Here is a 15,173-nt window from a genome sequence, read left to right as displayed (position 1 = left end):
TCAGGACTCCTTGACGGCGATGGTCTCCACCGTGTTCGCCACGTGCTCGAAGGCGTCGGCCGCTTCTTCCAGGACGTCCACGATCTGCTTGAGCTTCAGCACCTCGATCGCGTCGTACTTGCCGTTGAAGAGGTGGGCGAGCAGCTTGCGGTGGATCTGGTCGGCCTGGTTCTCCAGCCGGTTGACCTCGATCCAGTACTCGGTGAGGTTCTCCATGGTGCGCAGGTGCGGCATGGCCTCCGCGGTCAGCTCCGCGGCCCGTGCCAGCACCTCGATCTGCTGCTCGACGCCCTTGGGCAGTTCCTCGATGTTGTAGAGGACGACCAGGTCGACGGCCTCCTCCATGAAGTCCATGATGTCGTCGAGGGACGACGCGAGGGAGTAGATGTCCTCGCGGTCGAAGGGCGTGATGAACGAGGAGTTCAGCTGGTGGAAGATCGCATGCGTGGCGTCGTCACCTGCGTGTTCCGCGGCCCGCATACGCTCTGCGATCTCGGCCCGGGCGGAGGGGTCCGCCCCGAGCAGTTCCATCAGGAGTTTCGAGCCCGTGACGATGTTGTCCGCGGACGCGGCGAACATGTCGTAGAAGCTCGTCTCCCTGGGGGTCAGACGAAAGCGCACGTGGGGTCCTCGGTATGCATCGGTTTCGGTCAGGCTGATGCTAGGCGCATCATCCGGCCACGTGTAACGGGCCGCCCCCCAGTGTCGCCCATCAGGCAGAGTGATGGGCACGGGGGCGGTCCGTGGTCCGTTTCCGGCCGCAGCGCATGTCATGGGCCACAGGGCCTATACCCAGCAAAGTTCGCTACCATATACCCACCAGGGGTATATGTCGGTTGCACGTGCAGCAGGAGGACGCGATGACGACCACCGGGACCGGCTCGAACACGCCGTCCTCCACGGACGCGGCGGAGGCCCCCTCGGCCGGAATCGTGACCGACCACGACCGCGGCATCCACGGCTACCACCAGCAGAAGCAGGAACACCTCAAACGCCTGCGCCGCATCGAGGGCCAGATCCGCGGCCTGCAGCGCATGGTCGACGAGGACGTGTACTGCATCGACATACTCACCCAGGTGTCCGCCTCCACCAAGGCCCTGCAGTCGTTCGCCCTGCAACTCCTGGAGGAGCACCTGCGCCATTGCGTGGCGGACGCGGCCGTCAAGGGCGGCGACGAGATCGACGCGAAGGTCAAGGAGGCGACCCAGGCCATCGCCCGCATGCTGCGGACCTGACCCGCCTCACTCCCGGGCGGACTCCGCCCGGGACTCGGCCACCCTGAGCACCCGGTCGATGCTCTCCAGGCTCAGCCGGTCCTCGGCGGCGGAGGCGGCGATGATCAGCTCCCCGCACAGTTCGATCTCGGCGAGCGCCACGTGGTCCTGAACCGTCCCACCCCTGAGCAGAGCCACGCGCCTCACCTCATCTCCGTCGTCACCGACTCCTAGAGTAAGGAGCGGCCGACACGCCGCGCATGGCACGGAAGGGCTAGTTCAGGCCGGTCACTCCTCGGCGATCCGGCCCGCGTAGATGTCCCCGCCCTCGGGCAGCCGTACGTCGACGGGGGCCCCGAAGTCGTACAGCAGCGTCGTCGAGGCGACCGCGACGGGCTCGTCCTTGCGCCCGTTGACGAAACTGAACCGGTGCCGGACCTTGCGGATCCGGCCCTGGTCGTCGAGGTAGACGTCGAACGGCACCCGCGCCGTGGCGAACCCTTTCGCCGCCGCGCGCAGCGGTTGGCGGTTGGCCTCCGAGGCCGCCCGCGCGGCCCGCTCCAGGTCGGCCGTGCCCCGGTAGTGGCGCACCTTCGCCCCCGCCACCTCGGTCCGGCCCACGAACGTCGCCGCGCGCGTCCCGCGCAGCACCTCGGCGGCGGCGAACGGGTCGGTGGCGCCGCCGGTGACGAGGTTGCCGTCGGACAGCGTCCCGGTGTCCACGCGCACCCACTTGTCGTCGGGCACGCCGGCGCCCCGGTTCTTCATGAACAGCGCACCGGGCGCGAGCAGTTCGGTGATGGGACGCCGCGCGGCGGCCCCCGCCGGGTCCTGCGGCAGCAGCACCTTCAGCCGCCCGATCCGCTTGCGGTAGTCGTACACGCCCTGGCCGCGGACGGTGACCCGGGTCCCGCCGGTGGCCATCTCCAGGGACGTACGCGCCTTGGACGTCCCGGCCTGCACGAGTGCGTCGGCGGCCCGGTGCAGCACCCGCACCGGATCCCCGGCGGGAGCGCCGCCGGTCACCGCGTCACCGCGCCCGCAGCCCACGGCCCCGGCCCCCAGACAGCCGACGACCCCGACCGCGACCACCACGCCGCGCACCCGCCTGTGCTGCTGCCGTCGAACCATCGCCTGCTACCCCCGCTCCGTCCGACACGGGCCGCCTGTCGTTCCGGTTAACGACGGGTAGGTGACCCCGTCACGCCGACACGCCGGAGCGCTACCGTTGACGGGTGGCGCATCAGGACGACGAGGCAGACCCGGGCGGGCACAGCACGACCACCGTCGAACAGGGCCCTTTCTGCGTGGCCCGCTGTTCCTGCGGCTGGCGCGGCCCGGCCAGAAGGGCCCGGAGCCAGGCCCGCACGGACGCCAGGAACCACACCGGCGAGTGACGCGACGCCTCGTTCCGGGGCGCTCAGTCGCGGCGCTTCCCGCGCGCTGCCGCCGTGCCCTCCTTCCAGGCGCGGGCGAACCGTTCGTGCGCGGGTGACGGGAGGGCCGCCGGTGCGGTGGCGGGGGCGGGGCGGGGGGCCTTGGCGGCGGTGAGTTCCCTGCGCACGGCACGGTGGTGGTCGAGGGTCCAGCCGTTCCAGCGGCGCACCGTGCGGTCGGCCGGGCGGTCCAGGGCGTGCAGTTGGAGGTGGAGGGCCGCCGCGTCCCGGCCGACGCCGAGCGCCGCCGCCACCTCGTCGACCAGTTCCGGGACGCCGAAGAGCGGGTTGGCCTCGTACTGGCCCGGCGGGACCGGGGTGGTGAGGGAGCGGTCGGCCAAGGCGCGCAGGGCGGTGCGCAGTTCGGCGGGGGCGCCGGTGAGGTGGTCGATCAGTGCGCGGGCGCCCGCGGCGGCCGGGTCGCCGACCGGGCGTTCGGCGAGCGCCCAGGTGACGGCGGTGACGGCGGCCCCGGTCGCGGCGGCGTCGAGGGGTTCCTGCGGGCGGCCGGTGAGCAGGGCGGTGGCCCAGGTCGCCGGCAGCCCGTGGTCCTTGGCCAGCGCGGCGGCGTGGCTGCCGTCGTCGGTGTACGGGGTGACGTCGAGCAGCCCGGACCAGGCGGTGGCCATCCGCTCCGCGGCGGCCGTCATGCCGCCGGGGGCCCACAGTTCGGCGGGGTCCGCGGGGACGGCGGCGGCGAGCACCGACCGGCGGCCGGCGGGGCCGAGGTGCCACAGCAGGTCGGCGTACCGGCTCACGGTGGGCCGGTCCGCCCGGTACGGCTTCGCGCGGCACACCTTGAGGTCCGCGGAGTGTCCGTCGCTGCCCGCGAAGCCGTCGAGGACGAGCGCGGCGACCGCTCGCGGGACACCCGTGCGCCAGCGGAACAGGTCCACCGCCGCGTCGGGCACCGCCAGCGGGCCGTGCTCGTCGAGCAGGGCCAGCAGGCGGGGCAGCCGGGTGGTGTCGTCACCGCCGACGGTGTGCTCCTCGCAGTCCTCGGCGTCGGCGGGCGCCGCGTCGGCGGCGCGCTGGACGAAGAAGGCCAGGCCACGGGGGCCCGGGTGGGAGGCCACCGTGGCTCCCGCCGCACGGAGTCCGGCCAGCCGGGCCTCCGGGGCGTAGCCGGTCCGCCAGCGGCTGCCCGCTTCCGCGAACGGCTGGCGGCTCCACACCTCGAGCAGCGCGCCGATCGCACCGCGCCGGTCGTCCGGGGTGGCGGCGACGACGGCCCGCCAGGCCACGGCGTCGATGTTCCCGACGAGCGCGGTCCATTCGGGTACCGGTCCGGGCAGGGCGAGCAGCCGCGCCTCGTCGTCGATCTCGCCGCGCAGATGACGGCCGTCGGCGGCGACGGAGGTGAGCAGGGCGGGCCGGGGCTGCGAAGGAACCCTGTTGTACAGGCTCTTCCGGCTCGACAGCCCGTGCAGGGCCGGGACGATCAGGGTGTCGGGCACCGGGTCGGGCAGTTCGACGACCGGTCCGGAGCGCATCACGGCCACCCGGTGCGACAGCTCCCGGCGGCGGCGCAGCACATCGGCGGCGAGCCGCACGGCACGGGCCACCCCCTGCCGGATCCTCGGCTCCGTCACACCGGGCAGCTCCGCGTCGTCGCCGGAGGACAGCAGTGCGCGTGCGTCCGTGTCGCTGACGGCGCGCAGCGCACGGGAGGAGGCCTCGTCGCGTGGGGTGAGGAAGTGCCAGAAGGCGGGCGGGGGCACGGGGCCTGCCTGGTCGCCGAGGGTGGCGCGGACCGGTGTGCGGTCGCGGCTCCCGGCAAAGCCCTGGACCTGCCAGAGCAGGGAGTTGTCGGCGGCGGAGTAGCAGCGGACGGTGGGGCCGCCGGTGACGACGGCGTCCTCCCCGCCGGCCGGCAGGGCGAGGATGCCCCACGGGCGGCGGCCCCAGGTGCGGGTGCGGAAGGACGCGGTGCGTCCGTCGACGGACTCCAGCACGAACTCGCGCGGCGAGTAACCGGAGTAGGCGGTGTGCAGGACCCGGCAGCCGGTGAGCCGGCCGTCCTGGCCGAGCGGCGACAAGGGTGCGCCGGGCGGCAGTTCGGCGAGGATGCGGTGGTCGGGGAAGGGCTGTGTGCCGTCCGGGCCGGTGTCCGGGGAGTGGAAGGCGGGCAGGGTGCGGTCGCCGGTGGGTGCGCCGGTGGCCGGATCCAGGCGCTCCCATCCGCCGCGGCGCTCACTGAACACCTCCGCGCTCCAGAAGTTTCGGCCGTCGTACATCTGGTAGTCGCGGCGGCCGATGCCGGGTTGTCCGCCGGGACGCAGGACGCGCTCCCCGTCGAAGCGGCCGCCGCCGTCGGGTGTCCGGAACTGGTAGCCGAGGCCGCGCTGGATGCTGCCGCCGTAGGGCCGCAGCGCGTAGAAGTCGTCCGGCCGGAAGACGTCGGCGGGGCTGCCGGACCAGTACGCCCCGCCCTCGCCGTCGCCGGTCCCTTCCCAGGCGACGAGGAACTGTCCGCCCACCCAGTGCACGGAGTGCGGTCCGGCGCCGTCCGGCAGTCGCAGCGTGCACTCGCCGACCCGGCCCGCGTGGTCGACGGCGACCGCTCGGGTGTCGCCGTACACGGTGAGCACCGGCCAGGTGCAGGTGACGTACACCTCCTCGTCCGGCCGGAATCCGGTGAGGGCCTTTTCCAGCGCGGGCCAGCCCAGTTCCTCGGGCAGGCCGGCGCGCAGGGCACGGGCCAGCGGGCCGCTGAGGTCCAGCGCGTCGAGGGCCTCCTCGATGCCGTGCAGGGCGAGGGCGGTGGGCCGGTCGAGGAGGTCGCGCAGTTCGTCCACGGCCTCGTCGGCGGCGGCGAGCCCGCCGCCCCGCAGCGCGTCCAGCAGTTTGCCGATCCTGGCGCGCACCTCGGCGGCGATCTCCGGAGTGTGCGGGAGCCGGCTGATGGCGCTGCCGCCACCGGGCCGCCGCCCGTCGTGGACGGCGCTCTCCAGCCGTGGCCCGAACACGGGGTCCGCGGCGAGCGCCCTGAGGTCGCGCCGCGAGTTCTCGCCCCAGACCTCCAGCCGGACCAGTGGTCCGGGGTCGTGGACGGGTATGCCCTCGGCGAGGCAGACGTCGAGCAGGTCGGCGTCGAGGTACGGCCACCGGTAACGGTCCTCGTGCAGCCGGACCGGGGTGCCGTCCGCCTTCAGCAGCGGCGCGAACCGGGCGACCAGGTCGAGGAGTTCGGCGGGCACCGCCTGCCGTGTCACCCCGCCGCCGGCGACGGTGCGGTGCGCGTACCGGGACGCGTAGCGGCGCAGCCACTCGCCGAGTCCGCCCTCCGGGGCGATCCGGCCGGCCGCGGCGGCGTCGGCGACTCCGCAGGCGAGGAGCAGCCGCAGCCAGGCGGCCGCGTCGTTCTTCGACTCGGGGAACAGGTCGAGCAGCGCGGTGGCCTGGGCGTCGGACGGCGGGTGGGCGGAGAGCGGTTTGCGCGCGGCGTCGAACAGCCGGTCCGGTACGGCCTTCCCGTGCGCCGCCGCCAGCACCTCGCCCAGCAGCCGGGCCTCCTCGTCGGTGCCGAGCCCGGCGGCCCGCGCGGAGTCCCGGACACGGCGGGCCAGATCGGCCGGAAGCTCACCGGGCGAGGCCGCCCAGGCGGTCAGCAGCGATACGAACTCGCGGTGCGCGTCGACCGGTCCGAGCACCTCGGCCAGCCAGGCCGGGGCGCCGCCGAGTTCGGTGGCGGGCAGCGCGCCGAACCGGGCGAACAGCGCGAGGTTGGCCCGCCGCCAGCCGGCGTCGACGGGCAGGTCGTGGGTGCGCTCGGCGGTGCGGGCCTTGGCGTAGGCGCGGGCGGCGGAGCGGCGGTGCAGCCCCAGCAGCCAGTGGCCGGCGGTGTCCCAGAACCACGGCAGATGGGCGCCGGGCAGGTCCCGGGCCATGCGCTCGGCCTCGTCCACGAACCGTCCTGGTTTGCCCCAGGCCGTCGCCTTCCTCCGTCCGACCCGTTCGAGCACGGCGCGCGCCTCGGCCTCGACGCCCGGGCCCTGCGTGCGCGCCCAGTCGACGTACGTCTCGGAGACGCGGTGATCGGCCGGGAACGGAACGGGAGTTGCCGTGCTGCTGGTCATGCGGGCCAGTCTGGCAGGGGGCACCGACAGCGGGCCCGGGGCCGGGTACCCGGCGCCGTGGAACCCGCGCGGCCCCGCGCCCGTCTCGTTCCACGAGCCCGGGAGGCGCCATGGAACGACGTAGCTTCATCACCGGCGCGGCGGCCCTCACCGCCGGCACGGCCACCACCGCCTGCGCCCGCGACGACACCGGCCCACCCCGCCGCACCCCCACCTCCCGCACCCCCGCGTCCGGCGCGCCGGCCTCCCGCACCTCCGCCCCGGCGCGGTCGCCCTCCCCCGCCGACTGGACCGCCCTCGCCCGTGACCTCGACGGCTCCCTGGTCCGCCCCGGCGACGCCGACTGGCCCACCGCCCACCGCCTCTACAACACCCGCTTCGACGGCCTGAGGCCCGCCGCCGTCGCCTATCCCGCCCACGCCGACGACATCCGCACGGCCCTCGCCCACGCCCGCGCCCACGCCCGCGCCCACGCCGTCCCCGTCGCCGTCCGCAACGGCGGCCACTCCTACACCGGCGCGTCCTCGGGCGACGACCGCCTGATCATCGACGTCTCCCGGATGGACCGCGTCCGCACCAGTGCCGGCACGGCGGTGATCGGCGCCGGCGCCAAGCTCATCGACGTCTACCGTTCCCTCGCCGCCCACGGCGTGACCGTCCCCGGCGGCTCCTGCCCCACGGTCGGCATATCCGGCCTCGCCCTCGGCGGCGGCCACGGCATGACGTCCCGCGCCTACGGCCTGACCTGCGACAGCCTCACCGAGGCCACCCTGGTCACCGCGGACGGCAGGCAGCTCACCGCGAACGCCACCGAGAACAAGGACCTGTTCTGGGCGCTGCGCGGCGCCGGCCAGGCCCACTTCGGCATCGTCACGGAACTGCGCTTCACCACCCACCCGGCACCGCGGAGCGTCACCGGACACCTGACCTGGCCGTGGCCGAAAGCCGCCGCCGTGGTCGCCGCCTGGCAGGACTGGGGCCCGGACCAGCCCGACGAGATCTGGTCGGCGCTCCACCTGGAGAACACCCCGGGCGGCAGCCCGACCGTCTCCGTCACCGTCTTCTCCCTCGGCACCCACGGCGAACTCCAGAACGCCGTCGACCGCCTCGCCGACCGCGTCGGCGCCTCGGCGAGCGGCGTCTCGCTGCGCCGCCGCTCTTACCGGGAGTCCATGGAGCTGTACGCCGGCTGCTCGGCGTTCGCCGACGACGCGCAGTGCCACCTGCCCGGCACCACCCCGGGCCGCTCCCCGCGGGGCGCCCTGGGCCGCGAGACCTACTCCGCCCGCTCCGACTTCTTCGACCGCCCGCTCGACGCCGACGGGATACGCACCCTGCTCGCGCAGGTCGAGGCCGTGCGCGGCGGTTCCGGCAGCATCGCGCTCACCGCGCTCGGCGGCGCCGTCAACCGGGTCGCGCCGACGGCCACGGCGTTCGTCCACCGCCGCTCCCGCATGCTGGCCCAGTACATCGCCTCCTGGCCGGCGGGCGGCTCCGGTGCGGCGGCCGGGTCCTGGCTGGCGGCGGCGCACCGGGCCCTGCGCCCGCACGCCTCCGGCGCCGCCTACCAGAACTACCCGGACCCGACGCTGGCCGGCTGGCGCCGCGCCTACTACGGCGACGCGGCCGACCGGCTGACCCGGCTGAAGCGGCGGTACGACCCGGACCGCGTCTTCACCGGCCCCCAGGCCCTGTAGAACAGGTCCGCACTCGGACGACGAGGCGGCGCGGACTGCGACGCGGCGCGGGCAGCGACGCGGCTCGGACTGCGACGCGGCTCGGGCTCTGCACCGCGGTCCGGGCTCTGCGCCACGTTCGGGCTCTGCACCGCGGTCCGGGCTCTCACCACGGTTCGGGCTCGGCGCCACGGTTCGGGCGGTCGAGCAGGCCGCCGCCCGGTACGGCGGGGTCGGGCCCGGGTCAGGCCCCAAGGTCCCGTTCCGCGCCCGAGCCCCGTACGGCGGGACCGGGCCCGTGAGTCAGGCCGCCAGGTCCCGCTCCTCCGCGCCCGGCGCCCCGTTGCGGGTGCCCGTGGCCACGCGGCTCTCCTCGGTGTGGTGCCGGCCCCGCGCCCTGATCAGCCATCCGGCCCGCGGCGACCGCTCGACCGCCCGCGCGACCGGCGTCAGCAGCGCCATGGCGAGCGGCGACAGCAGCAGCGCGACGGCCGTGCCGAGCGCGAGCCCGCCCACGACGTCCGTCGGGTAGTGCACGCCCATGTAGACGCGGCAGAAGCCTTCGAGCAGGGCGATCCCGAGGCCGACGAGGCCGAACTTCCGGTTGGCGACGAACAGTCCGACGGCGAGCGCCATGGTGATCGTCGCGTGGTCGCTGACGAAGGAGTAGTCGGTCTTGCCGTCGACCAGGACTTCCAGGCCCTCGTGGTCGTTGAACGGCCGTGGCCGCTCCACGAAGCCCCGGATCGGCACGTTCACCAGCACCGCGACACCGGCCGCGAGCGGTGCCCACGCCAGCGCCGCGACCGAGGGCGCCGCGTCCTCACCGCCCCGTCGCCGCACGGTCCACCAGCACCACAGCACCAGCAGGACCATGGCGAACAGCAACCCGTACTCGCCGACGAACTCCATGATCCGGTCGAACCACGGCGGCGCGGCCTTGGCGAGACCGTTGATGTCGTAGAGCAGGTCGACGTCGGGGTTCGACCCGGAATCGGCGAGTCCAGCCATGATGCTGCGGCCCCTTCGTCATCTGTTCCGGCGCACGGTGCGCACGCCGCTCCTGCCACCCCCGTGGTTGTAGAAGCGCTGTCTGCTCGGCTACGACAACAGGAACGCACGGCTCCCGTTAATACGTTCCACACTCCACCGAATGATCACGCAGACGTTATCGAAGCGAGACGCATCTTCGCAGCTCAGGGGGTGGGTTAACGCTCCGCTCACGCCGTTGTGGGCAGCGCTTTCGCGCCATCTTCGGTGACCCGCGTGGCGCCGAAGTAGTCAGGCGTGTCGATCGGGTCGAACCGGATGACAGCACCCGTACGGGGCGCATTGATCATATAACCACCACCGACATAAATCCCCACATGCCGGATGGCGCGCGAATTGGTGAGGTCGTCCGAGAAGAACACCAGATCGCCGGGGAGGAGCTCGTCCCGCTTCGGATGCGGCCCCGCGTTGTACTGGTCGTTCGCCACCCGCGGCAGCGTGATCCCCACGCTCTCGTACGCCGCCTTGGACAGCCCCGAGCAGTCGAAGCGTCCGCCCTGCTCAGGCGTGCCGTTGCCACCCCAGAGATACAGCGTGCCGAGCTTCTTCTGCGCGAAGGCGATGGCACCGGCGGCCTGCTTGGAGGGGTCGACCCGGCCGACCGGGGCGGCGAAGCTCTTCTCCAGCGAGGTGATCCTCTTGACGTAGTTCCGCGTCTCCTCGTACGGCGGGACACCCCCGTACTTGATCACCGCGTACGCCCCCGCGTTGTACGAGGCGAGCATGTTTTCGGTCAGATTCCCGGGGACGTCCTTCACATAGGACGCCAGCGTGCAGTCGTACTGCGCCGCCGACGGGATCGCGTCGTTCGGGTCCCACACGTCGCGGTCCCCGTCGCCGTCCCCGTCGATGCCGTGCGTGGCCCAGGTGCCCGGGATGAACTGCGCGATGCCCTGCGCCGCCGCGTGACTCTGGGCCTTCGGGTTGAACCCGCTCTCCTGGTAGAGCTGGGCGGCGAGCAGCGCCGGGTTGATGGCCGGGCAGAGGTTGCCCCACTTCTGCACGAGCTGCTGGTAGGCGGCCGGCACGCTGCCCTTGGCGAGCGCCTTCGCCGCCCCGCCGCCGACCCCGTTGATGAGGTTCCCGGAGACCACGTACACCCCGACGACGAGCAGCATCACGAACGCGAGAGCGGAACCGACGGCAAGGGACGAAGCGACCCACACCTTACGCACCGTCAACCACCCCTCACCTTCCGGCAGTCCGCCGCCGAACGTCAGTGTAGAGGCGACACCCGTCACCCGGCAGTGATCACAGGCACGGCTTTCGGCCCCACATCCGTCATTGCCCGCCGTAACGCAGCGTGATACACAGAGTGACGATACGACTCTTCATCCGTCCTGCCGCGCCCCTACCGGAGACCGGCGCGCGCCGGTGGCAAGCTATTCGTACGAAACCCGCCAACAGATGACGCCAAGTCGACATACGACAGCGTCATCGTCGGCGACAATGAGGCCTGACCTCTGCACTACCGCAGAGGAAGCGGAACTACCCATACAGGGGCGGTGACTTACATGCTCTTTGCGGCCGACGAGGGAGACATCAACACCATTATCGGCGGGATCGCTCCAGATTGGGGCCCCTTCGGCAGCCTGGGCAACGAAGCCAAGGTGATGATCGAGGTGGTCATGGCGGTCGCCATCCTCATCTGCCTCGGCATCGCCATCTGGGGGGCGGCCAAACAGCGCATCGGCGCCACCGCACTGAGGGACACCTTCAGCGCCGAACAGGGCAAGGGCCTCATCATCGCCGGGCTGACGGGCGTCTTCATCATCGGCTCCCTCGGCACGCTGTTCACCATCGTGTACGGCATGGCCGTATAGGCCCCCGCTCCACCGACCCCGACCGGGCGCGCCCGGCCCCCTCCACCCCCACCCACCCGTCGTGCCCACCGGCTGAGGTTGCGTTTCCCTGATGTCCAGTCACCACACCGCGCCCGCGCGGGAGCCAGCACGGCTACCGTCGTACGTGGAGTACACGGAGTACGAGCTGTTCCCGCACGACGCTGAGGGGGCGTACGCGGCATGAGCCTCGGAGACGACACGGGTCAGACCCGCATCCGACTGCCGGAAGGAAGCGACGGCGACCCGTACGGCGGCGCGCGCAGAGGCGGCCGGTCCTCCTCGCGCAGCCTGGTCACGGTGGTCGGCGTCGTGGTCCTCCTGATCGCCGCGATCGCCTTCGCGAACCGTGGAGGAGACGATTCCGCCGCGGAGGAGGGGGCAGCCTCCGCGGACTCCCCCAAGGCCGCGGCGACGGCCCCCTCGGGGAAGAAGCCGGTCACCACCAAGGCCGCCGGCATCCCCGCGGGCTTCACCCACGACCGCGAGGGAGCACAGAGCGCGGCGGCGAACTATGCGGTGGTACTCGGCTCCGCCGAGATGTTCACCAAGGCCCGGCGCGGCGAGATCGTGAACACCGTCTACGCCCCCGACGTCGCCGCCGCACGGCAGTCCGACCTGGACAGGGCCTACTCGAACGCGGAGTTCCTGGCCAATATCGGCCTCGACAAGAACGGCACGGCACCCGCCGGCCAGACCTTCGTCTCCCGAGTGATCCCCGTGGGCACGAAGGTCACGGCGTTCACTGCGAGCGATGCCTCCGTCGAGGTCTGGTACACGTCGCTGTTCGGCCTGTCGGGCGAGGGCTCGACCAACCCGGTGACCGAGAGTTGGTACACCACCACGTACCAACTGAAGTGGATCAACAACGACTGGAAGATCATCGACTTCCAGCAGAAGGACGGACCAGTCCCGGTCGGGCGCGACCAAAAGGCCTCCACCGCCGACGACATGACGAAGGCTGTCGAGGAGTACGGAGGGTTCACGTATGCGCGCTAGCCACCGCTTCGTCAAAGTCTCGGCCGCCGTCGTCACAGCGCAGGCGGCCCTGGTGCTGTTCACCGGCCGAGCCGTCGCCGCTCCCACCCCGTCGCCGACCCCGACGGACAGCAACGACCCCTGCGACCTCATCCGCGGCCCCGCCAAGGACTACTGCGAAAAAGGCAAAAGCGGCGATTCCGCCCGCTCCAGCACCCTCGACGACCCCACCACCACCCTCGACCCCCTGGCCTCCCTGGCCAAGGGCTGCGCCGAGGCCGCGTCCTGGACCGTCGAGAAGCTGAGCGACGCCGTCGAGGAGACCGCGGACGTCGACTTCACCAACGACACGTTCCTCAAGCAGTACGCCGTCGTCTTCGCCGCGTCGACGATCCTCACGCTCCTGCTGTGGCTGCTCGCGGTCGCCAAGCGCGCGGTGCGCGGCGTGCCCCTCACCACCGCTCTGTCGGAGGCCATCGGCTTCCTCTGGCTCACCGTGCTCGCCTCGGCGTTCACGCCCCTGATCCTGTACACCGTCGTCTCCGCGACCGACGGCGTCACCGAGGTGCTCGCCAAGGCGACCGGCGACCAGACGGACACCTTCTTCGGCACCTTCGCCGCCGCGCTAGAGAAGGGCGACAACATCGGCGGCGGCCCGATCATGCTGATCGTCGTCTCCCTCGTCTCGATCCTCGCCGCCGGCGTGCTGTGGCTGGAACTCGTCATCCGCGCCGCCCTGCTCTACGTCGGCGCCCTCCTCGGCACCGTCGTCTACGCCGGCCTGGTCGACAAGAACCTGTGGGGCCACGTCCGCCGCTGGGCGGGCATCATGATCGCCGTGATCCTGGTCAAGCCCGTCATCGTGATCGTGCTCGGCCTCGCCGGCGCGCTCTCCGCCGAAGAGGGCCCGGACGCCTTCTCCGCCGTCGTCTCCGGACTGGCGATCATCCTGCTCGCCATCTTCGCGTCCGCCATGATCTACCGCTTCGTCCCCGGCTTCGGCGACGAACTCGCCAACTCCCGCAACAACCGCCTCATGCAGGGCGCCGAGGGCAAGGCCGCCGCCGTCATGAGCTCCCCGGCGACCCTGGTCGCGCAGGGCATCAAGACCCACAGCACCCGCGCCGACAACAACGGCGGCGGCCAGTCCTCCGCCCCCCGCCCCTCCAACCCCGCCTCCGGCGGAGTCGCCGCGCACAGCTCGCGCACGTCGAACGGCGGCGGAACTGTCCCCTCCGCCGCCCCCGCGCCCCGCTCGAGCAGCCCGGTGAACACGCCCCACGCCAGCAGCACCCGCAACAGCAGTACCAACCGCACGGGAGGTGAAGGGCGTTGACGACCGAGTCCCACGTGTCCCATCCGGTCACGCCCCGCCGTACGTATCTGATCGGCCGAGCCCGGCCGAACGCGATCGTCGGCCGCAATCGCGAGACCGGAGAGATCGCGCTGATCGTCGTGGGCGCGTTCCTCGGCATGATGTGCGGACTGCTCGTCCCCGTCCTGTCCCTGCGGATCGTCCTCCTCGCCGGACTGCCCATGCTGGCGCTGGCCGCGGTGTACGTGCCGTACAAGCACCGCACGTTCTACAAGTGGTTCGAGATCAACCGCAGCTACAAGCGCACCCTGCGCCGCGGCGCCACCTACCGCTCCGGAGTCATCGAGGCCGGCACCCGGCTGGACGGCCGCGAGGTCGCGGTCGGACCGCCGCCCGGCATCGGCAGGATCACCTGGCTGTCCGCGCCCTTCGGCCCCGACGAGATCGCCGTGCTGCTGCACGCCGACCGCAAGACCGTCACCGCCGCCATCGAGATCGAGGGCCCCGGCGTCGGCCTGCGCGACTCCGAGGACCAGGAAGCCCTCGTCGACCGCTTCGGCACCCTGCTCAAGCACGTGGCCAACGGCGACGGCTTCGTCACCCGCATCCAGATGCTCGCCCGCACCCTGCCCGCCGACCCCGACGCCCACGCCAAGGACGTCGCCGTCCGCGGCGACGAGAGAGCGCCGGCCTGGCTGCAGCAGTCGTACGACCAGCTGCAGTCGATGGTGTCGACCAGCAGCGAACAGCACCGCGCCTACCTCGTCGCCTGCATGCACTACACGCGCGAGCTGGCCGCCGAGGCCAACACCATGGCGCGCGCGATGCGCAGCCAGGGCGGCGGCAAGGTGGACCGCGACGCCGGACTCGCCGTCGTCATGGCCCGTGAGCTCACCGACATCTGCTCCCGGCTCCAGGAGGCCGACATCCGCGTACGGCAGCCGCTCGGCCAGAGCAGGCTGGCCTCGCTGGTCCACTCCATGTACGACCCGGACCACCCGATCGACCACATCCAGGCAATGACGCAGCGCAACGCCTGGCCGGCCGAGCTGGACGCCATGGAGCCCACCTACCTCCAGGCCAAGACCCGCGAGTCCGCCACCCGAGCCCCCTGGTGCCACGCCACCGCCTGGGTGAAGGAGTGGCCGATGACCCCGGTCGGCGTCAACTTCCTGGCGCCCCTGCTCGTCCACACCCCGGACGTGATCCGCACGGTCGCCGTCACGATGGACCTCGAACCCACCGAGATCGCCATCGAACGCATGCTGACCGAGAAGACCAACGACGAGGCGGAGGCCTCCCGCGCCGCCAAGATGAACCGCACCGTCGACCCGCGCGACATCGCCGCCCACAGCCGCCTCGACCAGCGCGGCGAGGACCTCGCCAGCGGCGCGGCCGGCGTCAACCTCGTCGGCTACATCACCGTCTCCTCCCGCACACCCGAGGCCCTGGCCCGCGACAAGCGGACCATACGGGCCTCGGCCGGAAAGTCGTACCTGAAGCTGGAGTGGTGCGACCGCGAGCACCACCGCGCCTTCGTGAACACACTTCCGTTCGCCACCGGCATCCGAAGGTAGGGGCTGA

Annotated in this window: 12 protein-coding genes; 6 read left to right on the top strand and 6 right to left on the bottom strand. The window is 72.4% G+C overall.

Features of this window, described 5'->3' with window-relative positions:
• On the bottom strand, positions 1 to 621 hold the full coding sequence (locus FGW31_RS18350) for a DUF47 domain-containing protein (protein ID WP_142194520.1): 621 nt from the start codon (positions 619 to 621) through the stop codon (positions 1 to 3).
• A gap of 239 nt (positions 622 to 860) precedes the next feature.
• Here FGW31_RS18350 and FGW31_RS18345 point away from each other — a divergent pair, with 239 nt between their 5' ends.
• A complete protein-coding gene (locus tag FGW31_RS18345; protein WP_142194519.1) occupies positions 861 to 1,235 on the top strand; it encodes a metal-sensitive transcriptional regulator in 375 nt (124 codons plus the stop codon).
• A gap of 6 nt (positions 1,236 to 1,241) precedes the next feature.
• Here the strand turns inward: FGW31_RS18345 and FGW31_RS35055 are convergent, their stop codons facing one another.
• The 3 genes from FGW31_RS35055 to FGW31_RS18335 form a co-directional block, all read right to left on the bottom strand.
• Positions 1,242 to 1,421 (bottom strand): hypothetical protein, encoded by a 180-nt coding sequence (locus tag FGW31_RS35055; protein ID WP_182675092.1) that lies wholly within the window; start codon positions 1,419 to 1,421, stop codon positions 1,242 to 1,244.
• Positions 1,422 to 1,502: 81 nt separating this feature from the next.
• Positions 1,503 to 2,345 (bottom strand): hypothetical protein, encoded by an 843-nt coding sequence (locus FGW31_RS18340; protein WP_142194518.1) that lies wholly within the window; start codon positions 2,343 to 2,345, stop codon positions 1,503 to 1,505.
• Between the two features lie 289 nt (positions 2,346 to 2,634).
• Positions 2,635 to 6,729, bottom strand: a complete 4,095-nt coding sequence (locus FGW31_RS18335) for a hypothetical protein (RefSeq protein ID WP_142194517.1) — start codon at positions 6,727 to 6,729, stop codon at positions 2,635 to 2,637.
• A 110-nt stretch (positions 6,730 to 6,839) separates the two neighbouring features.
• On the opposite strand from FGW31_RS18335, the gene FGW31_RS18330 reads away from it, so the two are divergent.
• Entirely contained in the window at positions 6,840 to 8,426 is a 1,587-nt protein-coding gene (locus FGW31_RS18330) for an FAD-binding oxidoreductase (RefSeq protein WP_142194516.1), read from the top strand.
• A 282-nt stretch (positions 8,427 to 8,708) separates the two neighbouring features.
• Here the strand turns inward: FGW31_RS18330 and FGW31_RS18325 are convergent, their stop codons facing one another.
• The gene (locus tag FGW31_RS18325) at positions 8,709 to 9,416 is read right to left on the bottom strand and encodes a phosphatase PAP2 family protein (RefSeq protein WP_142194515.1); all 708 of its coding nucleotides are present in this window, start codon (positions 9,414 to 9,416) and stop codon (positions 8,709 to 8,711) included.
• 209 nt (positions 9,417 to 9,625) lie between these two features.
• Positions 9,626 to 10,573 carry a bifunctional lytic transglycosylase/C40 family peptidase gene (locus tag FGW31_RS18320; RefSeq protein ID WP_233477837.1) on the bottom strand — a complete coding sequence of 316 codons (948 nt, stop codon included), beginning with the start codon at positions 10,571 to 10,573 and terminating at the stop codon, positions 9,626 to 9,628.
• Positions 10,574 to 10,969: 396 nt separating this feature from the next.
• Between FGW31_RS18320 and FGW31_RS18315 the strand changes: the two genes are divergently transcribed.
• The 4 genes from FGW31_RS18315 (at position 10,970) to FGW31_RS18300 (ending at position 15,166) form a co-directional block, all read left to right on the top strand.
• Positions 10,970 to 11,278 (top strand): hypothetical protein, encoded by a 309-nt coding sequence (locus FGW31_RS18315; protein WP_006136301.1) that lies wholly within the window; start codon positions 10,970 to 10,972, stop codon positions 11,276 to 11,278.
• A 201-nt stretch (positions 11,279 to 11,479) separates the two neighbouring features.
• Positions 11,480 to 12,295, top strand: coding sequence for a hypothetical protein (locus FGW31_RS18310; RefSeq protein WP_142194514.1), 816 nt, complete (start codon positions 11,480 to 11,482; stop codon positions 12,293 to 12,295).
• Positions 12,285 to 13,610 (top strand): hypothetical protein, encoded by a 1,326-nt coding sequence (locus tag FGW31_RS18305; RefSeq protein WP_142194513.1) that lies wholly within the window; start codon positions 12,285 to 12,287, stop codon positions 13,608 to 13,610. Before FGW31_RS18310 ends, FGW31_RS18305 begins: the two co-directional genes overlap by 11 nt.
• Positions 13,607 to 15,166, top strand: a complete 1,560-nt coding sequence (locus tag FGW31_RS18300) for an SCO6880 family protein (protein ID WP_142194512.1) — start codon at positions 13,607 to 13,609, stop codon at positions 15,164 to 15,166. Before FGW31_RS18305 ends, FGW31_RS18300 begins: the two co-directional genes overlap by 4 nt.
• Positions 15,167 to 15,173: the final 7 nt, after the last annotated feature.

It is taken from the genome of Streptomyces calvus, from assembly GCF_006782915.1.
In the GTDB taxonomy this organism is placed as follows: Bacteria; Actinomycetota; Actinomycetes; order Streptomycetales; family Streptomycetaceae; genus Streptomyces; species Streptomyces calvus.
Note: the sequence above shows the minus strand (reverse complement) of the source record. Positions and strands in the feature narration are given on the sequence as shown.